The 23409-nt window shown below is 55.5% G+C and carries 20 protein-coding genes; 16 read left to right on the top strand and 4 right to left on the bottom strand.

What is annotated here, in order from left to right:
- Positions 1–30 precede the first annotated feature (30 nt).
- The 4 genes from relA (at position 31) to eno (ending at position 6361) form a co-directional block, all read left to right on the top strand.
- Positions 31–2262, top strand: a complete 2232-nt coding sequence (gene relA, locus EKN38_RS07150; protein WP_013098518.1) for a GTP diphosphokinase — start codon at positions 31–33, stop codon at positions 2260–2262.
- 66 nt (positions 2263–2328) lie between these two features.
- Positions 2329–3120, top strand: a complete 792-nt coding sequence (mazG, locus tag EKN38_RS07155) for a nucleoside triphosphate pyrophosphohydrolase (RefSeq protein ID WP_014833093.1) — start codon at positions 2329–2331, stop codon at positions 3118–3120.
- A 223-nt stretch (positions 3121–3343) separates the two neighbouring features.
- Complete coding sequence (gene pyrG, locus EKN38_RS07160; protein WP_013098516.1) at positions 3344–4981, top strand: glutamine hydrolyzing CTP synthase; 1638 nt, start codon at positions 3344–3346, stop codon at positions 4979–4981.
- 81 nt (positions 4982–5062) lie between these two features.
- Positions 5063–6361: a phosphopyruvate hydratase gene (eno, locus tag EKN38_RS07165; protein ID WP_013098515.1), complete on the top strand. Its 1299-nt coding sequence runs from the start codon at positions 5063–5065 to the stop codon at positions 6359–6361.
- Positions 6362–6414: 53 nt separating this feature from the next.
- On the opposite strand, the gene EKN38_RS07170 is transcribed toward eno, so the two are convergent.
- Positions 6415–7524: an SDR family oxidoreductase gene (locus EKN38_RS07170; RefSeq protein ID WP_043951689.1), complete on the bottom strand. Its 1110-nt coding sequence runs from the start codon at positions 7522–7524 to the stop codon at positions 6415–6417.
- 348 nt (positions 7525–7872) lie between these two features.
- The gene (locus tag EKN38_RS07175) at positions 7873–8697 is read right to left on the bottom strand and encodes a MurR/RpiR family transcriptional regulator (RefSeq protein WP_126521850.1); all 825 of its coding nucleotides are present in this window, start codon (positions 8695–8697) and stop codon (positions 7873–7875) included.
- Positions 8698–8864: 167 nt separating this feature from the next.
- Between EKN38_RS07175 and EKN38_RS07180 the strand changes: the two genes are divergently transcribed.
- From EKN38_RS07180 to queE, 3 genes are read left to right on the top strand one after another with little or no spacing between them, the layout of a single operon-like run.
- Positions 8865–10424 carry a maltose/glucose-specific PTS transporter subunit IIC gene (locus tag EKN38_RS07180; protein ID WP_014833090.1) on the top strand — a complete coding sequence of 520 codons (1560 nt, stop codon included), beginning with the start codon at positions 8865–8867 and terminating at the stop codon, positions 10422–10424.
- Complete coding sequence (locus EKN38_RS07185) at positions 10424–11131, top strand: N-acetylmannosamine-6-phosphate 2-epimerase (RefSeq protein WP_014833089.1); 708 nt, start codon at positions 10424–10426, stop codon at positions 11129–11131. The genes EKN38_RS07180 and EKN38_RS07185 overlap by 1 nt, the downstream gene beginning before the upstream one ends.
- A gap of 54 nt (positions 11132–11185) precedes the next feature.
- Positions 11186–11857, top strand: coding sequence for a 7-carboxy-7-deazaguanine synthase QueE (gene queE / locus EKN38_RS07190; protein WP_014833088.1), 672 nt, complete (start codon positions 11186–11188; stop codon positions 11855–11857).
- A gap of 87 nt (positions 11858–11944) precedes the next feature.
- Here queE and queD read toward each other — a convergent pair whose 3' ends face one another.
- Positions 11945–12307, bottom strand: a complete 363-nt coding sequence (gene queD, locus EKN38_RS07195) for a 6-carboxytetrahydropterin synthase QueD (protein ID WP_010434567.1) — start codon at positions 12305–12307, stop codon at positions 11945–11947.
- Positions 12308–12613: 306 nt separating this feature from the next.
- On the opposite strand from queD, the gene cysJ reads away from it, so the two are divergent.
- The 3 genes from cysJ to cysH are packed head-to-tail and all read left to right on the top strand — an operon-like array spanning position 12614 to position 16881.
- A complete protein-coding gene (cysJ, locus tag EKN38_RS07200) occupies positions 12614–14419 on the top strand; it encodes an NADPH-dependent assimilatory sulfite reductase flavoprotein subunit (RefSeq protein ID WP_014833087.1) in 1806 nt (601 codons plus the stop codon).
- Positions 14419–16131: an assimilatory sulfite reductase (NADPH) hemoprotein subunit gene (gene cysI, locus EKN38_RS07205; protein WP_014833086.1), complete on the top strand. Its 1713-nt coding sequence runs from the start codon at positions 14419–14421 to the stop codon at positions 16129–16131. Before cysJ ends, cysI begins: the two co-directional genes overlap by 1 nt.
- A 15-nt stretch (positions 16132–16146) precedes the next feature.
- Entirely contained in the window at positions 16147–16881 is a 735-nt protein-coding gene (gene cysH, locus EKN38_RS07210) for a phosphoadenosine phosphosulfate reductase (protein WP_014833085.1), read from the top strand.
- A gap of 61 nt (positions 16882–16942) precedes the next feature.
- On the opposite strand, the gene EKN38_RS07215 is transcribed toward cysH, so the two are convergent.
- Entirely contained in the window at positions 16943–17986 is a 1044-nt protein-coding gene (locus EKN38_RS07215) for an aminopeptidase (RefSeq protein WP_014833084.1), read from the bottom strand.
- Positions 17987–18232: 246 nt separating this feature from the next.
- Between EKN38_RS07215 and cysG the strand changes: the two genes are divergently transcribed.
- The 6 genes from cysG to ftsB all read left to right on the top strand — a co-directional run bounded on the left by cysG (position 18233) and on the right by ftsB (position 23402).
- Positions 18233–19582, top strand: a complete 1350-nt coding sequence (gene cysG / locus EKN38_RS07220; RefSeq protein ID WP_172666385.1) for a siroheme synthase CysG — start codon at positions 18233–18235, stop codon at positions 19580–19582.
- Between the two features lie 9 nt (positions 19583–19591).
- Positions 19592–20500, top strand: coding sequence for a sulfate adenylyltransferase subunit CysD (gene cysD / locus EKN38_RS07225; RefSeq protein ID WP_008499613.1), 909 nt, complete (start codon positions 19592–19594; stop codon positions 20498–20500).
- Positions 20501–20509: 9 nt separating this feature from the next.
- The gene (gene cysN, locus EKN38_RS07230) at positions 20510–21934 is read left to right on the top strand and encodes a sulfate adenylyltransferase subunit CysN (RefSeq protein ID WP_126521852.1); all 1425 of its coding nucleotides are present in this window, start codon (positions 20510–20512) and stop codon (positions 21932–21934) included.
- The gene (cysC, locus tag EKN38_RS07235) at positions 21934–22539 is read left to right on the top strand and encodes an adenylyl-sulfate kinase (RefSeq protein WP_013098503.1); all 606 of its coding nucleotides are present in this window, start codon (positions 21934–21936) and stop codon (positions 22537–22539) included. The genes cysN and cysC overlap by 1 nt, the downstream gene beginning before the upstream one ends.
- Before the next feature lie 58 nt (positions 22540–22597).
- Complete coding sequence (locus EKN38_RS07240) at positions 22598–22924, top strand: DUF3561 family protein (RefSeq protein ID WP_013098502.1); 327 nt, start codon at positions 22598–22600, stop codon at positions 22922–22924.
- 166 nt (positions 22925–23090) lie between these two features.
- A complete protein-coding gene (gene ftsB, locus EKN38_RS07245; RefSeq protein ID WP_008499609.1) occupies positions 23091–23402 on the top strand; it encodes a cell division protein FtsB in 312 nt (103 codons plus the stop codon).
- The last annotated feature ends 7 nt before the right edge of the window (positions 23403–23409 follow it).

Below are 23409 nucleotides of genomic sequence, written 5' to 3' on the forward strand. Positions count from 1 at the left end.
GACAGGCCCTGGTCCCTAAAGGAGAGGACGATGGTTGCGGTAAGAAGTGCACATCTTAATAAAGCTGGTGAGTTTGACCCTCAAAAATGGATCGCAAGTCTGGGAATTTCCAGCCAGCAGTCGTGTGAACGCTTAACCGAAACCTGGGCCTATTGTCAGCGCACCACGCTGGGGCATCCGGACGCCGAACTGCTGCTGTGGCGCGGCGTGGAGATGGTCGAAATCTTATCCATGCTCAATATGGATATCGAAACGCTGCAGGCCGCGCTTCTGTTCCCGCTTGCCGATGCGGACGTCGTCACGGAAGACGTGCTGCGCGAAAGCGTCGGAAAATCGGTCGTGGCGCTGATCCACGGCGTACGCGATATGGCGGCCATTCGTCAGCTCAAAGCGGCGCATACCGATTCCGTCTCCTCTGAACAGGTCGATAACGTTCGCCGCATGCTGTTGGCCATGGTGGATGATTTCCGCTGCGTGGTGATCAAGCTTGCCGAGCGTATCGCTCACCTGCGTGAAGTGAAGGACGCGCCAGAAGACGAACGCGTACTCGCCGCCAAAGAGTGTACTAACATCTATGCGCCGCTGGCGAACCGCTTAGGGATTGGTCAGCTCAAATGGGAGCTGGAAGACTACTGCTTCCGTTACCTGCACCCGGCGGAATATAAGCGCATTGCGAAACTGCTGCATGAACGCCGTATCGACCGCGAACACTATATTGAAGAATTTGTCAGCGGGTTGCGCCAGTCGATGAAGGAAGAGAACGTCCGCGCCGAAGTGTACGGTCGGCCAAAGCATATCTATAGCATCTGGCGCAAAATGCAGAAGAAACACCTCGCCTTTGACGAGCTGTTTGACGTGCGTGCCGTGCGTATTGTGGCGGAGCGTCTGCAGGACTGCTACGCCGCGCTGGGGATCGTGCATACGCACTTCCGCCATCTGCCGGATGAGTTCGATGACTATGTCGCCAACCCGAAACCTAACGGCTACCAGTCTATTCATACCGTGGTGCTGGGCCCCGGCGGCAAAACGGTTGAAATCCAGATCCGTACCAAACAGATGCACGAAGACGCCGAGCTGGGTGTCGCCGCGCACTGGAAATACAAAGAGGGGACCTCGGGCGGAGCGCGCACCGGTCACGAAGACCGCATTGCCTGGCTGCGTAAGCTGATTGCGTGGCAGGAAGAGATGGCCGACTCCGGCGAGATGCTCGACGAAGTGCGCAGCCAGGTCTTCGACGACCGGGTGTACGTCTTTACCCCGAAAGGGGACGTGGTTGACCTGCCGGCCGGGTCAACGCCGCTCGACTTTGCCTATCACATCCACAGCGATGTCGGGCACCGCTGCATTGGCGCGAAAATCGGCGGGCGCATTGTACCGTTCACCTACCAGCTGCAGATGGGCGATCAGATCGAAATCATCACCCAGAAGCAGCCAAACCCGAGCCGCGACTGGCTGAACCCGAACCTCGGGTATGTCACCACCAGCCGCGGACGCTCCAAAATTCACGCCTGGTTCCGTAAACAGGATCGTGACAAGAACATCCTTGCTGGTCGCCAGATCCTGGATGATGAGCTGGAGCATATTGGCATCAGCCTGAAAGAGGCGGAGAAGTTCCTGCTGCCGCGCTACAACTTTAACGAGCTCGATGAGCTGTTGGCGGCGATTGGCGGCGGCGATATTCGTCTCAACCAGATGGTAAATTTCCTGCAGGCGCAGTTCAACAAGCCAAGTGCGGCGGAGCAGGATGCGGCGGCGCTGAAACAGCTGCAGCAGAAAACCTACGCCCCGCAGCAGCGCAGCAAAGACAATGGCCGCGTGGTGGTGGAAGGCGTCGGCAATCTGATGCACCACATTGCCCGTTGCTGCCAGCCTATCCCGGGCGACGATATCGTTGGCTTTATCACCCAGGGGCGCGGGATTTCGATTCACCGCTCCGACTGTGACCAGCTCGCTGAGCTGCAGTCGCATGCGCCGGAACGTATCGTTGAAGCGGTCTGGGGTGAAAGCTACTCTGCCGGCTACTCGCTGGTGGTGCGCGTCACCGCCAACGATCGCAGTGGACTGCTGCGCGACATTACGACCATTCTTGCCAATGAGAAGGTCAACGTGCTGGGCGTCGCCAGCCGCAGCGATACCCGCGAGCAGCTTGCCACCATCGATATGACCATCGAAATCTACAACCTGCAGGTGCTGGGCCGCGTGCTTGGCAAACTGAACCAGGTCCCGGATGTGATTGACGCGCGTCGTCTCCACGGCGGTTAAACATCCTCTTCTGTAAGCCGGGTAAGGCAACGCCGCCACCCGGCATTTTTTCATCAGGACAGTACTATGACTCAAATCGACCGCCTGCTCGGCATCATGAAACGCCTGCGCGACCCGGAAAACGGCTGCCCGTGGGATAAAGAGCAGACCTTCGCGACCATCGCCCCGTACACCCTCGAAGAGACCTACGAAGTGCTGGACGCCATTTCACGTGAGGACTTCGACGACCTGCGCGGCGAACTCGGTGACCTGCTGTTCCAGGTGGTGTTCTACGCGCAGATGGCGCAGGAAGAGGGGCGCTTTAATTTTGACGATATCTGCGCCGCCATTAGCGACAAGCTTGAGCGTCGTCACCCGCATATCTTTGGCGATGCCACAGCGGGCAACAGCGAGGAGGTACTGGCGCGCTGGGAGCAGATTAAAAGCGCTGAGCGGGCTGAGAAATCCCAGCACTCTGCGCTGGATGACATCCCGCTGAGCCTGCCCGCCCTGATGCGTGCCCATAAGATCCAGAAACGCTGCTCGGCAGTGGGGTTTGACTGGCACTCACTTGGTCCGGTACTGGATAAAGTCCACGAAGAAATTGACGAAGTGATGCACGAAGCGCAGCAGGCCGTGGTGGATGAAGCAAAGCTTGAAGAAGAGGTGGGCGATTTGCTGTTTGCCACCGTCAACCTTTCGCGCCACCTGGGTGTAAAAGCGGAAACGGCCCTGCAAAAAGCCAACCTTAAGTTCGAGCGACGCTTTCGCGAAGTCGAGCGCATTGTGGCCTCGCGCGGCCTGGAAATGACCGGAATTGACCTCGATGTGATGGAAGAAGTCTGGCAGGAAGTAAAACGCCAGGAATCTGATCTCTAACGGAATTTTGCGATCAAGCGCAATTTGTGTGATTTTTTAAATGACAAGCGCTTGATTTGCGTCAAAAACATTTACCCAAAAGGGGCTATTTTCTCACTCCTTATGTTTGTCATGGCCTGGAATGGAGACGGAGAATGAAAGTTTGTGGCGCTCGCCGTGTTCGGGTATACTACTTTCCCGTCCTGGTTATTCCATCGTTTCACCCTAACTTCTCAGGTTCAGCATGACAACGAACTATATTTTTGTGACCGGCGGGGTCGTATCCTCTCTGGGTAAAGGCATTGCCGCAGCCTCCCTCGCAGCCATTCTTGAAGCCCGTGGCCTCAATGTGACCATGATGAAACTGGATCCGTACATCAACGTCGATCCGGGCACCATGAGCCCAATCCAACACGGGGAAGTGTTCGTTACTGAAGACGGCGCTGAAACCGATCTGGATCTTGGCCACTACGAGCGTTTCATTCGTACCAAAATGACCCGTCGTAACAACTTCACGACTGGCCGTATCTACTCCGACGTTCTGCGTAAAGAGCGCCGTGGTGATTATCTGGGTGCGACCGTTCAGGTTATCCCGCACATCACTAACGCTATCAAAGAACGCATCATTGCGGGTGGCGAAGGCCACGACGTGGTGCTGGTTGAAATCGGCGGTACCGTGGGTGATATCGAATCCCTGCCGTTTCTGGAAGCGATTCGCCAGCTGGCGGTTGATATCGGTCGTGAACACGCGCTGTTCATGCACCTGACGCTGGTGCCTTACATGGCAGCCGCAGGTGAAGTGAAAACCAAACCGACTCAGCACTCCGTGAAAGAGCTGCTCTCCATCGGTATTCAGCCTGACATTCTGGTTTGCCGCTCCGATCGCGCGGTTCCGGCGAACGAACGTGCGAAAATTGCATTGTTCTGTAACGTGCCGGAAAAAGCCGTTATTTCAATGAAAGATGTCGATTCCATTTATAAAATCCCGGGCCTGTTGAAATCACAGGGCCTGGACGATTATATTTGTAAACGATTCAGCTTGAACTGTCCGGAAGCTAACCTGTCTGAATGGGAACAGGTTATTTATGAAGAAGCCAATCCGGCAGGTGAAGTGACTATCGGTATGGTCGGCAAGTACATCGAACTGCCGGATGCCTATAAGTCCGTTATCGAAGCGCTGAAACACGGTGGTCTGAAGAACCGCGTCTCCGTGAACATCAAGCTGATTGATTCGCAGGATGTTGAAACACGTGGCGTCGAAATTCTGAAAGATCTGGATGCGATTCTCATCCCTGGCGGCTTCGGCTACCGTGGTGTAGAAGGCAAGATCGCCACTGCACGCTATGCGCGTGAAAACAATATTCCATACCTCGGCATCTGCCTGGGTATGCAGGTTGCGCTGATCGAATTTGCGCGCAACGTAGCGGGAATGGAAAACGCGAACTCTACGGAATTTGTGCCAGACTGTAAGTACCCTGTAGTGGCGCTTATCACTGAATGGCGCGACGAAGACGGTAACGTCGAAGTCCGTACCGAGAAGAGCGATCTGGGTGGCACTATGCGTCTTGGCGCACAGGCCTGCCAGCTGTCTGACGATAGCGTGGTTCGTAAGCTGTACGGCGAACCGGTCATCACTGAGCGTCATCGTCACCGCTATGAAGTCAACAACATGTTGTTGAAACAAATTGAAGCTGCGGGTCTGCGTGTTGCGGGCCGCTCCGGGGATGATCAGTTAGTCGAGATCATCGAAGTGCCAAACCACCCGTGGTTTGTCGCCTGCCAATTCCACCCGGAATTTACTTCAACGCCACGTGACGGGCATCCGCTGTTTGCAGGTTTCGTGAAAGCCGCCAGCGAGTATCAGAAGCGTCAGGCGAAGTAAAAAAGTTAGAACGGCAACGCGTACCCTCGGTACGCGTTGTTTGTCTGGAGTTTTAGTTTAACTTGTACTGAGGAAAATCTAATGTCCAAAATCGTTAAAGTCATCGGTCGTGAAATCATCGACTCCCGTGGTAACCCGACCGTTGAAGCCGAAGTTCATCTGGAAGGTGGTTTCGTCGGTATGGCAGCTGCTCCATCAGGTGCTTCTACTGGTTCCCGCGAAGCGCTGGAACTGCGCGATGGCGACAAATCCCGTTTCATGGGCAAAGGCGTACTGAAAGCTGTTGGCGCTGTAAACGGTCCTATTGCTCAGGCAATCATTGGCAAAGACGCTAAAGACCAGGCTGGCATCGACAAGATCATGATCGATCTGGACGGTACTGAAAACAAATCTAACTTCGGTGCGAACGCAATCCTGGCGGTTTCCCTGGCGAACGCCAAAGCCGCTGCGGCAGCGAAAGGTATGCCACTGTTCGAGCACATCGCTGAACTGAACGGCACCCCAGGCAAATACTCCATGCCTGTACCAATGATGAACATCATCAACGGTGGTGAGCACGCAGACAACAACGTTGATATTCAGGAATTCATGATTCAGCCAGTTGGCGCGAAAACCCTGAAAGAAGCAGTACGTATGGGTTCTGAAGTGTTCCACAACCTGGCTAAAGTGCTGAAAGCGAAAGGTATGAACACGGCTGTGGGTGACGAAGGTGGCTACGCGCCAAACCTGGGTTCTAACGCAGAAGCACTGGCTGTTATCGCTGAAGCAGTAAAAGCCGCTGGCTATGAGCTGGGCAAAGACATCACGCTGGCGATGGACTGCGCAGCATCTGAATTCTACAAAGACGGTAAATACGTTCTGGCTGGAGAAGGCAACAAAGCGTTCACCTCTGAAGAGTTCACTCACTTCCTGGAAGACCTGACCAAACAGTACCCAATCGTTTCTATCGAAGACGGTCTGGACGAGTCTGACTGGGATGGTTTCGCATACCAGACTAAAGTACTGGGCGACAAAATCCAGCTGGTTGGTGACGATCTGTTCGTAACCAACACCAAGATCCTGAAAGAAGGCATCGAGAAAGGCATCGTTAACTCCATCCTGATCAAATTCAACCAGATCGGTTCTCTGACCGAAACTCTGGCAGCGATCAAAATGGCGAAAGACGCTGGCTACACCGCTGTTATCTCTCACCGTTCTGGCGAAACTGAAGACGCTACCATCGCTGACCTGGCTGTTGGTACCGCTGCTGGCCAGATCAAAACCGGTTCTATGAGCCGTTCTGACCGTGTTGCTAAATACAACCAGCTGATTCGTATCGAAGAAGCGCTGGGCGAAAAAGCACCATACAACGGTCGTAAAGAGATCAAAGGCCAGGCATAATTGCTTAAGCCTTAAAATAAAAATGCCAGTCGAAAGACTGGCATTTTTTTTGGTTATTTGAAATCAACCGCCATTTGCTCCGGGATGCTTAGCCCCCGGGTAGTTTGTACGCAGCGGGCAATATAGTCCGTAAAACGCGGCGGTTTAGGCATGCCCATACTGAGCAGCTTATCGTTGCTGAAACGTACATTCAGCGTGGCAAAGGCCCCGTACAAGCGCATTGCTCTCAGCATCAGACGTTCATTGCAGGGGCCAAAAATATCCTTCAACTCACGGCGCATTCTGACCAGCGTTTCGTAGCTTACCTGGGCATACTTATCACCGACCGGGGCTTTCTCCAGCGCCTGTGCCATCGCATTATCGATATCCGCAAAGCGCACGCTGTTTTCTTCTCCGGCAGAAATATGTACCACTTCTCCCGGCTGCGCAGCGCTGTTAAGCAGCATCAGCAGCGCATCGGCGCAGTAATCCACCGGGACAACATCTATTTTGTCTTCCATTGAACACATGAATTTTTGCAGCATCAGCCCCATGCTGAAGACCCAGAAAATACTGCTCGACGGCGTACAGCCATGACGGGTATGGCCGACCACGATGGACGGACGGGCGATGAGCAGCGGCAGGTCGGGGCAGTGCTGGCGCATCAGTTGTTCAATGGTGGATTTCGAATACGTGTATTCCACCAGATGCTCAGCGTTCTCTCTGAACTCCGCGCTTTCGGCGACCAGCGAATCCTGCTCCGGCGTGCACGACATGGCTGTTCCCACATGCAGAAAGCGCTGCAAACCGGCAACCTGATTCATGCGTCTGGCGAGCGCCAGCGTCCCCTCCACATTCACTTTCCAGATCAGGGGATTGTTACCAAATGACGCGACGGCTGCGCAGTTAAGAACATGCGTCACCTGTTCCAGACGCGGGTCGTTCAGGAACCCCTCCGGCTGGCTGAGATCGCCGATAAGGATATTCTCCTCGCTCAACGCGGCCAGCGTCTCCTCTGCAACCTTGAATTTACGCATGTTGTCCCGCACGCGTTCCAGCCCCTGTTGCGGGTCACTGGCGCGCGCAAGCAGCAGTAATTTTACTGAACTATTGCTGGTAAGTATTTTTTCAAGTACCGCACCGCCCAGAAAACCAGTTACGCCTGTAATAAATAACATATTAATCTATTCCGTCTCATAATGATTGATGAGGCGGATTGTAGGCAGGGAAAAGTAAACGGCATTTAAATAGAAAAATGGCAACGCTGACGGCGTCTTAAGCTTATTTTAAGGTAAGGAAATCAGGTGGAGATATTGGACATTGCCCCAATGGATAAAATTCAATTTTAAAATAAATTTATTTTAACATTATGATTTTAATGTTTATTTTTCATGTTTCCATGCTAATTCAAAATGTAATAAATAAAATAATTTGTTACACCATCATTCTTCATCATTAATAACGCCCTGCGTGCTTAAGTAAAATCAACCTCACTCAGACGCAGGCTATTTTTTAATAACCTGCGCAGGGTTTTACAGTAATAAGGGAAGGGTTGCGCTCGCGGTTTGCTGGCTAACGTCACTGTAGTGAGCATCAATCGCAATCAGGGAAGTGGTAAGCAACTCGACCAGTAACATTACGCCAACTTTAGCATTGAGCGCACCCGCGCTGAGGGGGCCTTCCGGTTTTGCGGCAACCAGCTGTATATCGCTAAGCGAAGCCAGCGGGCTGCGGGGCGTATTGCTGAGGGATAACACCTTAACGCCGCGTTTGCGTGCAAGTTTTACGACGTGGAGCAAATCCCGCGTTGAACCGGAACTGGAGATGGCGACCACCAGCGTTTGTGCAGAAAGCGTTGTCGCATTCATGGCAGCACGATGCATATCGCTAAACAGCTGCGCGGGTTTGCCGAGCCGCATCAGCTTGTAATGCAAATACTCACCGAGGATCGCGCTGGCCGCCACGCCATAAATTTGCACGGCGTGTGCCTGATGCAGTGCCTGAGCGGCCTGTTCCAGCAGCGCTCTGTCGAGCAGCCTGGCGGTGTCCTGCAACGCCTGAACAGACTCATCGACCACGTTATCAATATCGTCTCCGGCCGCGCGTGCAGGCTGGCCCTGCTGGATATCCAGCGCCAGTGCCATCTTGAATTCGTTATAGCCTTTGCAACCGAGCGTCCGGCAAAGACGCGTCACGCTGGCTTCACTGGTGTGGCTCTCCCGTGCCAGTTCGGTGATCGTCAGGTAGAGCACCCGGGCAGGATCGTTGAGCACAAACTCGCCCAGTTTTTTTTGCGTGGGGCTGTACCCGGAGGCCTCCTGGCGCAGCTTCAGCAGCAGGTTTTCATGGTCTGACATGCTAGATCCTTAATGCGTTTCTCTGCGTCCTAGTGTGGCGGAAAGCGGGGCAGGGATGCCAGTCATTTCGAAAAAGTATGATCGTCCTCCTGGTTTTTGGTGGTAATTTTCACTAACAACAATAATTATGGTAAAAAATATTCATCGTTAACAGAGGGGATGAAAAAATGATGCAAATGTTCAGTGGTGCTTCGTCCGGCGGATGGTTTGAAAAAGCGCAGCGCTTTGGCAAATCCTTTATGTTGCCCATCGCCGTGTTGCCTGCGGCGGGTCTGCTGCTGGGGATTGGCGGCGCGTTATCGAATCCCAATACGCTTACGGCATATCCGTTTTTAGATGTGGGCTGGTTACAGGCTATTTTCACCATCATGAGCAGTGCCGGTTCGATTGTATTCGCGAATCTGTCGGTGCTGTTTGCCGTTGGGGTCGCCGTCGGGCTGGCAAAAAATGATAAAGGTACGGCAGGGCTGGCGGCGTTACTCGCGTTTCTGGTCATGAATGCCACCATTAACGCACTGCTGATCCTCACCGGAAAACTGGCGCACGAGAATCCGGGGGCGGTCGGGCAAGGCATGACGCTGGGGATCCAGACGCTGGAGACCGGCGTATTTGGTGGGGTGGTCATTGGTCTTGTGACCTGCGCGCTGCATCATCGGTTTAATAAAATTGCGCTGCCACAATTCCTGGGATTCTTTGGCGGCTCACGCTTTGTGCCGATTATCAGCTCCCTGGCTGCGATCCTGGTCGGAGCCTTAATGACCGTAGTCTGGCCACATTTCCAGAAGCTGATCTTTGGTCTGGGCGGGCTGGTGGATGCGACCGGTTATCTGGGAACACTGCTGTATGGCTTCATTTTGCGCATGCTGGGCCCGTTCGGTTTACACCATATCTTCTATCTTCCGTTCTGGACCACCGCGCTTGGCGGCAGCGAGATCGTCAACGGGCAATTGGTTGAAGGCACGCAGCGGATCTTCTTTGCCCAGCTGGCCGATCCCTCGACGCGCCAGTTTTATGAAGGGACGTCGCGTTTCATGTCCGGGCGCTTTATCACAATGATGTTTGGTTTGCTCGGGGCCTGCCTTGCGATGTATCACACGGCTAAACCGGAGAACAAAAAACGCGTCGCGGGCTTGCTGCTTTCAGCGGCATTAACCTCCTTCCTTACGGGGATCACCGAGCCCATCGAGTTCTCCTTCCTGTTTGTCGCGCCGGTGCTGTACGTCATTCACGCGATTTTCGACGGGCTGGCGTTTATGCTCGCGCATATTTTACACATCACCATTGGGCAGACCTTCTCCGGTGGTTTTATCGACTTCGTACTGTTCGGCATTTTGCAGGGGGAGGCCAAAACCCACTGGATGTTAGTGCCGCTGGTGGGCGTACCGTGGTTCTTCCTCTACTACTTCACGTTCCGCTATCTGATTAATCGCTTTGATTTTGCCACGCCGGGTCGGGAAAAAGAGCCGATGGCCAATGAAGCGACCTTTGCGCAGAGCGAGCGCGCAGCGGCAGTGATCGCTGGACTGGGCGGAAAAGGCAATCTGGAAGAAGTGGACTGCTGCGCCACGCGTCTTCGCGTCACGGTCAAAGACGGCAGCAAAGTGAATGACGCGGCGCTGAAAGCCACCGGCGCGCGCGGCGTGATTGTGCGCGGGAACGGCGTTCAGGTCATTTATGGCCCGCATGTCACGATTATCAAAAACGAAGTGGAAGAGATCTTATCGTAATGAAAACTGTACTGGATACCCTGAAGGGAAAACTGGTCGTCTCCTGTCAGGCGCTGGAGAATGAACCGCTGCATAGCCCGTTTATTATGTCGCGGATGGCGCTGGCCGCACAGCAAGGAGGGGCCGCGGCCATCCGTGCCAACAGCGTGGTGGATATCGAGGCGATAAAAGAGCAGGTCACGCTGCCGGTTATCGGCATCATCAAGCGGGAGTATCCCGGCAGCGCGGTGTTTATCACCGCGACGATGAAAGAGGTGGATGAACTGATGACCGTCTCCCCGGAAATCATTGCGCTTGACGCGACCAACAGGGCGCGGCCTGGCGGGGAGTCTCTGGCAACGCTGGTATCGCGCATTCGGACCCGTTACCCCTCGGTGCTGCTTATGGCTGATATAGCCACTGTTGATGAGGCCGTCACGGCGCAGGCGCTGGGATTTGATTGTGTCGGGACCACGCTTTACGGCTATACCGCGCAGACCACCGGACACGCCTTACCCGAGGATGACTGTCAGTTTCTGAAAGCGGTACTGGCAGCCGTCACGGTACCGGTGGTGGCCGAAGGTAACGTGGACACCCCGGAACGCGCCGCCAGATGTCTGGCGTTGGGGGCGCACATGGTGGTGGTGGGTGGGGCAATCACCCGCCCGCAGCAGATTACCGGGCGTTTTATGGCGGCAATTGACGCGCAAAGCACCGATCGAGCATGACCATCTCACGGGGATCTGCGATACTTATCGTTTATCCCCTTAACTGAGATGACTATGCAGTACCCGATTAACGAGATGTTCCAGACCCTGCAAGGCGAGGGTTACTTTACCGGCGTTCCCGCTATTTTTATTCGTTTACAGGGATGCCCGGTTGGCTGTGCCTGGTGTGATACCAAACATACGTGGGATAAACTCGCAGATCGGGAAGTGTCACTGTTCAGTGTTCTGGCGAAAACCAAAGAGAGCGATAAGTGGGGCGCAGCCAGTGCGGAAGATCTGCTGGCCATTATTGGTCGCCAGGGCTGGACGGCGCGCCACGTGGTGATCACCGGGGGCGAACCCTGCATCCACGATCTGACGCCGCTGACCGAACTGCTCGAAAAGAACGGCTACAGCTGCCAGATTGAAACCAGCGGCACCCATGAAGTGCGCTGCTCCCATACCACCTGGGTGACGGTATCGCCTAAAGTGAACATGCGCGGCGGCTACGACGTCCTTTCTCAGGCGCTGGAACGTGCTGATGAGATTAAACACCCGGTAGGGCGAGTGCGGGATATCGAAGCGCTGGATGAACTGCTGGCCACGCTGACCGATGAAAAACAGCGCGTGATTGCGCTGCAGCCGATCAGCCAGAAAGAAGACGCCACGCGCCTGTGCATTGAAACCTGTATCGCGCGTAACTGGCGCCTGTCGATGCAGACGCACAAATACCTGAATATTGCCTAAAAAAAGCCCGGTGGCGCTCGCGCTTACCGGGCCTACGGTTCGAGGCTTTTGTCGGCCGGGTAAGGCGAAGCCGCCACCCGGGAAGTATCACTCGCCGCGATACACGCAGCCTGCCGTGCAGGTCTCTTTGATCATCACTGCGCTCAGCAGTGGCACCAGCGGTTTCATCTGATCCCAAATCCATTTTGCCAGCACTTCGCTGGTCGGATTTTCAAGTCCCGGGATATCGTTCAGGTAATAGTGATCCAGACGATCGTACGTTGGCTTAAATGCTGCCTTCAGCTCGGCAAAGTCCATGATCCAACCGGTATGCGGATCAACTTCACCGGTGATCTCAAGACGCACCATAAACGAATGCCCGTGCAGACGGCCGCATTTATGCCCCTCAGGAACATGCGGAAGGTGGTGGGCGGCTTCGAAGGTGAAATCTTTAAACAGTGTGGTGGACATGATCGCTCTCAGTAATGCGGAAAAAACCGCCGCATAGTACCGGAAAGCACAATTTTTAGCATTAACTAAAACGGTCTTTACCTTCACTCCGGCAAAAATGGCGCGTTGATGCCATTTTTATCTTTAGATTACAGTGGTTTAATTTATCGCTTTTACCGTTAAGAACGATAACTAAAACAGGTTAGTCCATTTGGTTATTTATTATTTCCATCCCTTCTTTAATTGTTATTATCCTCGCCGTTAACCTTATCTTCAGTTTGGATTTATTCGCTTAAAGTCCGCTTGGCTACTGGAACATAACGACGCATGACAACACAGGCCCCACCTTCAAATTTGCTTCCCCTGAACCCGGAGCAACTGGCGCGCCTTCAGGCTGCCACCTCTGATTTTTCTCCCACCCAGCTTGCCTGGGTCTCCGGCTATTTCTGGGGAATGCTCAACCAGCAGCCTGGCGCTGTGGCTGCGGCTCCGGCAACGGCGGTAGAAATTCCTGCCATTACGCTTATCTCCGCTTCCCAGACGGGCAATGCCCGCCGCGTGGCAGAAGCGCTGCGTGACGACCTGCTGGCCGCCAAACTGAACGTGAACCTGGTGAACGCCGGGGATTATAAATTCAAACAGATCGCGTCAGAAAAACTGCTGGTGGTTGTGGCCTCAACGCAGGGCGAGGGTGAACCCGCTGAAGAGGCGGTCGCGCTGCATAAATTCTTGTTCTCGAAAAAAGCGCCCAGACTCGATGGCACTGCGTTTGCCGTGTTCGGCCTGGGCGATACCTCTTATGAATTCTTCTGCCAGTCCGGTAAAGATTTCGACAGCAAACTGGCGGAGCTGGGCGCAGAGCGTCTGCTGGACCGCGTTGATGCGGATGTGGAATACCAGACTGCCGCTGCCGAATGGCGTGCGCGCATTGTTGACGTGCTGAAAGCACGCGTACCGAAAGAGACGCCAGCGCAGGCTGCGATCACCGCGACCGGCGTGGTCAACGAGATCCACACCAGCCCGTACACCAAAGAGGCACCGCTGGCAGCAAGCCTGTCGGTTAATCAAAAAATTACCGGCCGCGACTCTGAAAAAGATGTTCGCCATATCGAAATCGATCTGGGCGACTCCGGTCTGCGCTATCAGCCGGGCGATGCGTTAGGTGTCTGGTATCAAAACGATCCGGCGCTGGTCAAGGAGCTGGTTGAACTGCTGTGGCTGAAAGGCGACGAGCCTGTCACCGTCGAAGGCAAAACGCAGCCGCTCTCTGAAGCGCTGCAGTGGCACTTCGAGCTGACGGTGAATACCGCCAATATCGTTGAGAACTATGCCACCTTAACGCGTAGCGAATCGCTGCTGCCGTTAGTTGGTGATAAGGCGAAGCTGCAGCATTACGCGGCGACCACGCCAATTGTCGATATGGTGCGTTTCTCTCCGGCACAGCTGGATGCTGATGCGCTGATCGGCCTGCTGCGTCCGCTGACGCCGCGCCTGTACTCCATTGCGTCGTCGCAGGCTGAAGTCGAGAGCGAAGTCCATATCACCGTGGGGGTGGTGCGCTACGACATCGAAGGCCGCCCGCGTACGGGTGGTGCGTCAGGTTTCCTGGCTGACCGCGTGGAGGAAGAGGGTGAAGTGCGCGTCTTTATCGAGCACAACGACAACTTCCGTCTGCCGGCGAACCCGGAAACACCGGTGATTATGATTGGTCCGGGCACCGGCATTGCGCCGTTCCGCGCCTTTATGCAGCAGCGTGCGGCGGACGAGGCTCCGGGCAAAAACTGGCTGTTCTTCGGCAACCCGCACTTTACCGAAGATTTCCTCTACCAGGTTGAGTGGCAGCGCTACGTGAAAGAAGGGGTGCTGACCCGCATCGATCTGGCCTGGTCGCGCGATCAGAAAGAAAAAGTATACGTACAAGACAAACTGCGCGAACAGGGCGCAGAGCTGTGGCGCTGGATCAATGACGGTGCCCACATTTATGTCTGCGGCGATGCCAATCGCATGGCGAAAGACGTTGAGCAGACATTGCTGGAAGTGATTGCCGAATTCGGCGGTATGGATGCCGAAGCGGCGGATGAATTTTTAAGTGAGCTGCGCGTTGAGCGCCGTTATCAGCGAGATGTCTACTAATGAGCGAAAAACATCCAGGACCCCTGGTGGTCGAAGGTAAACTGACCGACGCCGAGCGCATGAAGCTGGAAAGCAACTATCTGCGCGGCACCATTGCTGAAGATCTGAATGACGGTCTCACCGGCGGTTTCAAAGGCGACAACTTTCTGCTGATCCGTTTCCACGGTATGTATCAGCAGGACGATCGCGATATCCGCGCCGAGCGTGCTGAACAGAAGCTGGAGCCGCGTCACGCGATGCTGCTGCGCTGCCGCCTGCCGGGTGGAGTGATCACCACCAAACAGTGGCAGGCGATTGATAAATTTGCCGGCGAAAACACGATTTACGGCAGCATCCGTCTGACCAACCGTCAGACCTTCCAGTTCCACGGTATTCTGAAGAAGAACGTGAAGCCGGTACACCAGATGCTCCACTCCGTCGGGCTGGACGCGCTGGCGACGGCCAACGACATGAACCGTAACGTGCTCTGCACCTCTAACCCGTATGAGTCTGAGCTGCACGCTGAAGCCTATGAGTGGGCGAAGAAGATCTCTGAGCACCTGCTGCCGCGTACCCGCGCCTATGCGGAGATCTGGCTCGATCAGGAAAAAGTGGCCACCACGGATGAAGAGCCGATCCTCGGTCAGACCTATCTGCCGCGTAAGTTCAAAACCACGGTAGTGATCCCACCGCAGAACGACATCGATCTGCACGCCAACGACATGAACTTTGTGGCGATTGCCGAAAACGGCAAGCTGGTGGGCTTTAACCTGCTGGTGGGCGGCGGTCTGTCCATTGAACACGGTAACAAGAAGACCTATGCCCGCACCGCGAGCGAGTTCGGATTCCTGCCGCTGGAGCACACGCTGGCCGTGGCGGAAGCGGTGGTTACCACCCAGCGCGACTGGGGCAACCGTACCGACCGTAAAAACGCGAAAACCAAATACACCCTGGAGCGCGTGGGCGTTGACACGTTCAAAGAGGAAGTGGAGCGTCGCGCGGGGATCAAATTTGAGCCGATTCGCCCTTACGAATTCACTGGTCGCGGCGATCGTATCGGCTGGGTCAAAGGCATCGACAATAAATGGCACCTGACGCTGTTTATTGAAAACGGGCGTATTCTGGATTATCCGGGGCGTCCGCTGAAAACCGGTCTGCTGGAAATCGCGAAGATCCATAAAGGTGAGTTCCGCATTACCGCCAACCAGAACCTGATTATTGCCGGCGTGCCGGAGAGCCAGAAGGCGAAGATCGAGAAACTGGCGCGTGACCATGGGCTGATGAATGCGGTGAAGCCGCAGCGTGAAAACTCCATGGCCTGCGTGTCGTTCCCGACCTGTCCGCTGGCGATGGCGGAAGCGGAACGTTTCCTGCCGTCCTTCACCGATAAGGTGGAAGCGATCCTGGAAAAACATGGCATTCCGGACGAGCATATTGTTATGCGTGTTACCGGTTGTCCGAACGGCTGCGGCCGCGCGATGCTGGCCGAACTGGGACTGGTGGGGAAAGCGCCGGGTCGCTATAACCTGCATCTGGGCGGCAACCGTATCGGTACACGTATTCCGCGTATGTTCCGCGAGAACATCACTGAGCCAGAAATTCTCGATTCCATCGACGAGCTTGTCGGGCGCTGGGCGAAAGAGCGCGAAGCGGGTGAAGGCTTCGGCGACTTTACGGTGCGTGCGGGCATTATTCGCCCGGTGCTCGATCCCGCAAGGGATTTCTGGGAGTAACCACGAGAGGTAATTATGTCCGTACTCGATCTAAACGCGCTTAACGCATTGCCAAAAGTCGAACGTATTCTGGCGCTCGCAGAAACTAACGCCCGGCTGGAAAAGCTCGACGCCGAAGGGCGCGTGGCGTGGGCGCTGGAAAATCTGCCGGGTGACTACGTGCTCTCGTCGAGCTTTGGCATTCAGGCGGCGGTCAGTTTGCATCTGGTGAATCAGATCCGCCCGGATATTCCGGTGATCCTCACCGATACCGGCTATCTGTTCCCGGAAACCTACCAGTTTATCGATGAGCTGACGGACAAGCTTAAGCTGAACCTGAAAGTGTACCGCGCAGAGCAGAGCGCGGCCTGGCAGGAGGCACGCTACGGCAAACTGTGGGAGCAGGGCGTTGAGGGTATTGAGAAATACAATGAGATCAACAAAGTCGAGCCGATGAACCGTGCGCTGAAAGAGCTGAACGCGCAGACCTGGTTTGCCGGTCTTCGCCGCGAACAGTCCGGCAGCCGGGCCACGCTTCCGGTGCTGGCAGTGCAGCGCGGCGTGTTTAAAGTGCTGCCGATCATCGACTGGGATAACCGGACGGTGTACCAGTACCTGCAAAAACACGGGCTGAAATACCATCCGCTGTGGGACCAGGGTTATCTGTCAGTGGGGGATACCCATACCACGCGTAAATGGGAACCGGGAATGGCGGAAGAAGAGACGCGATTCTTTGGGCTGAAGCGCGAGTGCGGGTTGCACGAAGGGTAATGATTTTTCCTCCCTCTCCCGGTGGGAGAGGGTTAGAGTGAGGGCATCAGGCCGCACGACGTCAAGCTTTCCCCGCTTTCGCCAGCTCCTTCACCAGCGGCAGCATCACTTTCACCACATCGCGGCTGCGATGCTCAATCCGCTGCGGCAACGCGCTATCAATGTGCTGCTGATTATCCAGCATCACGTTATGCCAGCTCGTGCCGTCAGGAAAGGCTTTCGTTTTCGCCCGCTGCTGATAGCCATCTTTCTTGCCCAGCGCCCAGTTTGTGGCTTCGACGTACAACACCGGAATACCCGCTTTATCGAACACTTCGCCGTCGTTACAGCAGCCCGTTCCGCGCGGATAAGCAGGATTGCCACCCGGATTGGTTGTGGCATAGACACCATGGCTGCGCGCAATCGCCAGCGCACGGTCACGGGTCAGTTTACGCACGGTACCCGGCGTACTCTGTCCGCTATTAAAATAGAGCTTATCGCCAACGATTAAATTATCGAGGTTAATCACCAGCAGCGTATTTTTCTTCTCCTCCGCGCTCATGCGCTTAAGGAGATTCTCAGCGCCGAGTTTGCCTTCCTCTTCACCACTGGTGGCCACAAAGCGAATACCGTATTTTGTCGGGATGTCTTTCATTCGCTCGGCCAGTTCAAGCATCACACCGAGACCTGCCGCGTTATCGTCCAGGCCCTGCAGCGTCAGCCCACCCAGATTGTTATCGGTATCGGCGTCACTCAAGGGGGCGTAGGTGTCCAGGTGCGCCATAATAATGATCTGCTCAGCCGAGCTACCTTCGTGTGCCGCAATCACCGTACTGCCGGTCACGTTATGCCAGTTTTTGGTTTTATTGCGTGAGGTATAGATGTAGCGGCTGTGAAACGACCGGATATCGCTCTGGTAGCCCATATCGGCAAACTGCTGGCGAAGATAGTCAGCGGAGAGCATTTCCGCGGGTGAGCCGGTCATGCGGCCGGGAAAAACGGTGGCAATATGCCGCGCCTGCATATTGGCGATTTCACCATACGGTTGATTTTTTGCCTGAGCCGGAAGGATAAAGCAAACGCCGAGCGCCAGGGCTGCAATACGGTGGCGCGTTGCGGAAAACATAGTGAGTCCTTAAAAACAGAGCAAAATTTTAACCCGCTTAGTATGAAACTGTGATCGCCTGGACACAATTTGAATTGCTCTTAAATGCCCGAAATTTCGCGTGTTAAGCACTTTTTGATATTTGCTTTTCCAGAGCGTTATTCCATTGAGTAACTACTCATTCCAATTCGTAATTTCATTCGGTCTAAACCGCCACCTATAGTCCCACTATTCCTGATTTTGAGTGAGTGTGCGTTTGTGGACTATCTGCCCCTGTTTGCCGCGATAAAAGAGAGACCCGTACTGGTTGTCGGAACGGGTGAGATCGCCGATCGCAAAATCGCGTTTCTTGAGCGTGCAGGGGCGCAAGTGCGGGTCGTGGACGAGGCGGAGTTCGACGAGTCACAAATCGACAGCGTCGTGCTGGTGATTGCGGCAACGGAAGACAGCGCACTCAACCGCCGGATTTCCGACGCGGCTCAGGCCCGTCACCGGCTGGTGAACGTCGTGGACGATCAGCCGCTGTGTTCGTTTATCTTCCCGTCGATTGTCGACCGCTCGCCGCTGCTGGTGGCGATCTCCTCCGGCGGTACCGCGCCGGTGCTGGCGCGCGTGCTGCGGGAAAAGATCGAAGCGCTGTTACCCACCAGTCTCGGCCGTATGGCAGAGAAAGCGAGCTACTGGCGCAACCATCTGAAAACCCGCCTGACCAGCGTAACGGAGCGCCGTCGCTTCTGGGAGCGGGTATTCCGTGGCCGCTTTGCCAGCCTGATGCATGCCGGTAATGAAACGGCGGCGCAGCAGCTCCTGGAAGACGAACTGGATAATCCCGGCAGCACGGGCGGGGAGATCATTCTGGTGGGTGCCGGGCCGGGTGATGCCGGGTTACTGACCTTACGCGGCCTGCAGGTGCTACAGGATGCGGATGTGGTGTTCTATGACCATCTGGTCACCGATGGCGTGCGCGAGCTAATCCGTCGCGATGCCGAGCAAATCTGCGTGGGTAAACGCGCAGGCGAGCACTCGGTACCGCAGCACGATACCAATCAGATGCTGGTTGCCGCGGCAAAAGCGGGTAAAACCGTGGTGCGCCTTAAAGGGGGCGATCCGTTCATCTTTGGTCGCGGTGGCGAAGAGCTGCAGGCGGCCGCCGAAGCGGGCGTGCCGTTCCAGGTGGTGCCGGGCATTACGGCGGCCTCCGCGGTTACGGCCTATGCCGGTATTCCGCTTACGCACCGCGATTACGCCCAGAGCGTGACCTTTGTGACTGGCCATTATAAGGCCGACAGCACCCCGTTTGACTGGTCGCATCTGGCACAGAGCCGACAGACGCTGGCTATCTATATGGGCACGATGAAGGCGGCGGATATCAGTGAACAACTTATTCAGCACGGTCGCGAGGCGACAACGCCGGTGGCTGTTATTTCTCGCGGCACCCGCGTCGATCAGCGTGTGGTGACCGGTACGCTACAAGACCTTGCAATCCTGGCGAAAGACGCCCCGATGCCCGCGCTTATCGTGGTGGGCGAAGTGGTACAGCTGCACAGCACGCTCGCCTGGTTTCAACATACAACAGACTCAGAGGGGTTTGGCTCCTCTGTGGTGAATCTGGCTTAAGGAACGGTTATGGACCAAAAACGACTTACTCACCTGCGACAGCTCGAAGCGGAAAGTATCCATATTATCCGCGAAGTGGCCGCCGAGTTCTCTAACCCGGTAATGATGTACTCCATCGGCAAAGATTCCAGCGTGATGCTGCATCTGGCGCGTAAAGCGTTTTATCCGGGCACGCTGCCGTTCCCGCTGCTGCATGTTGATACCGGCTGGAAATTCCGTGAGATGTACGAGTTCCGCGACCGTACCGCCAAAGCCTACGGCTGTGAACTGCTGGTGCATAAAAACCCGGAAGGGGTGGCGATGGGCATTAACCCGTTTGTTCACGGCAGCGCTAAACACACCGACATCATGAAAACCGAAGGGCTGAAGCAGGCGCTAAACAAGTACGGTTTTGACGCCGCTTTCGGCGGCGCGCGCCGTGACGAGGAGAAATCCCGCGCCAAAGAGCGTATTTATTCCTTCCGTGACCGCTTCCACCGCTGGGATCCGAAAAACCAGCGTCCCGAGCTGTGGCACAACTACAACGGCCAGATCAACAAAGGCGAAAGCATTCGCGTCTTCCCGCTCTCCAACTGGACCGAGCTGGATATCTGGCAGTACATCTATCTGGAAAATATCGAAATCGTTCCGCTTTACCTGGCGGCTGAGCGCCCGGTGCTGGAGCGCGACGGCATGCTGATGATGATCGATGACGATCGTATCGACCTGCAGCCTGGGGAAGTGATCAAAAAACAGATGGTGCGTTTCCGTACTCTCGGCTGCTGGCCGCTGACCGGCGCGGTGGAGTCCAACGCGCAAACGCTGCCAGAGATCATCGAAGAGATGCTGGTATCGACCACCAGCGAGCGACAGGGCCGCGTCATTGACCGCGACCAGGCAGGCTCGATGGAACTGAAGAAACGTCAGGGTTATTTCTAAGGAGCCGCCATGAACACCACGATTGCCCAACAAATTGCCAATGAAGGCGGCGTAGAAGCATACCTGCATGCGCAACAACACAAGAGCCTGCTGCGCTTTCTGACCTGCGGTAGCGTTGATGACGGTAAAAGCACGCTGATTGGTCGTCTGCTGCACGACACGCGTCAGATCTATGAAGACCAGCTCTCCTCCCTGCATAACGACAGCAAACGTCATGGTACCCAGGGCGAAAAGCTCGACCTGGCGCTGCTGGTGGACGGCCTGCAGGCGGAGCGCGAGCAGGGCATCACCATTGATGTTGCGTATCGCTATTTCTCCACCGAAAAACGCAAATTTATTATTGCCGACACGCCGGGGCATGAGCAGTACACCCGCAACATGGCCACCGGTGCATCAACCTGTGAGCTGGCGATCCTGCTCATCGATGCCCGTAAAGGCGTGCTGGATCAAACCCGTCGTCACAGCTTCATCTACACGCTGCTGGGGATCAAACACCTGGTGGTGGCGGTGAACAAAATGGATCTGGTGAACTTCAGCGAAGAGACGTTCGAGGAGATCCGCCAGAGCTACCTGACCTTTGCTGAACAGCTACCGGGTAACCTCGATATCCGCTTTGTACCGCTCTCCGCGCTGGAAGGGGACAACGTCGCCTCCCAGAGCGCCAACATGCCGTGGTACAGCGGCCCGACGCTGCTGGAAGTGCTGGAAACGGTTGAAATTCAGCGCGTGGTGGATACCCAGCCAATGCGCTTCCCGGTGCAGTACGTTAACCGCCCGAACCTCGATTTTCGCGGCTTCTCCGGCACCCTCGCCTCGGGCTCCGTCACGGTGGGGCAGCGCGTCAAAGTGTTGCCGTCCGGTGTGGAATCGTCCATTGCCCGTATCGTCACCTTTGATGGCGATCTGCAGGAAGCCGGCGCCGGTGAAGCGGTAACGCTGGTGCTGAAAGATGAGATTGATATCAGCCGCGGCGATCTGCTGGTGGATGCGCACGAAACGCTGGCAGCGGTGCAGGGTGCTGCTGTGGATGTGGTGTGGATGGCTGAACAGCCGCTGACGGCAGGTCAAAGCTACGACATCAAAATTGCCGGTAAGAAAACACGCGCCCGCGTGGACGGTATCCAGTTCCAGGTGGACATCAATAATCTGACCCAGCGTGAAGTGAGCGAGTTGCCGTTGAACGGTATCGGCCTGGTGGATCTCACCTTTGACGAGCCGCTGGTGCTGGACAAATACCAGCAAAACCCGGTAACGGGAGGGCTTATCTTTATCGATCGCCTGACCAACGTCACCGTCGGTGCTGGCATGGTGCGCGAGCCTAATCAACAGGCGACAGCGGTGTCGGAATTCAGCGCCTTTGAGCTTGAACTGAATGCGCTGGTGCGTAAGCACTTCCCGCACTGGGGTGCGCGCGATCTGCTGGGAGGCAAGTAATGGCCGCCCATGATGAGAACGTCGTCTGGCATCCTCATCCGGTCACCGTCGCTCAGCGCGAGCAACTCCACGGTCACCGTGGGGTTGTGCTGTGGTTTACCGGGCTGTCCGGCTCCGGTAAATCGACGGTTGCGGGGGCGCTGGAAGAGGCATTGCATCAGCAGGGCGTAAGCACCTACCTGCTGGACGGCGACAACGTGCGTCACGGTCTGTGCAGTGATTTGGGCTTCAGCGATGAGGATCGCAAAGAGAATATCCGTCGGGTTGGGGAAGTCGCCAGCCTGATGGCGGATGCCGGGCTGGTGGTGCTGACCGCGTTTATCTCGCCTCACCGCGCCGAGCGCCAGATGGTGCGCGAGCGCGTCGGTCAGGATCGTTTTATCGAGGTGTTTGTCGATACGCCGCTGGAAATCTGTGAAGCGCGCGATCCGAAAGGGCTGTATAAAAAAGCCCGCGCGGGTGAACTGCGAAACTTCACCGGCATCGACTCGGTCTACGAAGCGCCTGAATCCCCTGAGATTCACCTGGAAGGTCAACAATTGGTAACAAATTTAGTAAGCCAATTATTAGACCTGCTCAGACGGGACGATATTATCAGATCCTGAGACGGTATCGTTCGGGAGCTGTCTCCCCGAACGATGAGTCACGGTCACAGGATTAGCTATGCGCAACAGTGAAAACTACATGATTACCACCGGGTCGGATCCGATAGCGACCGACGACGAGACGACCTGGTCATTTCCCGGGGCCTTCGTCGGCTTCGTCTCGTGGTTGCTGGCGCTGGGCATCCCGTTTCTCATCTACGGCGGTAACACGCTGTTCTTCTTTCTCTACACCTGGCCCTTCTTCCTGGCGCTGATGCCCGTGGCGGTTGTCGTCGGCATTGCCCTGCATTCGCTGCTTAACGGCAAACTGCTTTACAGTACCGTTGTCACGATTGTGACGGTGGTCCTGATGTTTGGTCTGTTATTTTTGTGGCTCATGGGCTAACTTCAGCCATAATTCAAACCGTAACCAACTGTGTGACGATATTGTGCAGGGCGATTCTGCGGAAAAAATGTGGTACATTTGCCCGCGATGTTGCGGCATCTCTGTTACTCCGGCATAGAGCGCCGGGGGCGTTGTGGGATGAAGATGCCGTTTTTCAGGGGGCAGGATGGGTAAACTAACGCTGCTGTTGCTGGCTTTGCTGATCTGGCTGCAATATTCGCTGTGGTTCGGTAAGAACGGACTGCACGACTATAGCCGGGTAAGCGATGACGTCGCGGCTCAGCAGGCAACAAACGCCAAACTTAAGGCGCGAAACGATCAACTCTTTGCTGAAATTGATGACCTCAATGGCGGGCAAGAGGCGATTGAGGAACGCGCACGCAATGAACTCAGTATGACTAAGCCGGGCGAAACCTTTTATCGTCTGGTTCCGGATGCGTCTAAACGCAATCAGGGCTCAGCACAGAACAATCGATAATCAGGCC

This window comes from Enterobacter sp. WCHEn045836 (assembly GCF_003965585.1).
GTDB lineage: Bacteria > Pseudomonadota > Gammaproteobacteria > Enterobacterales > Enterobacteriaceae > Enterobacter > Enterobacter dissolvens.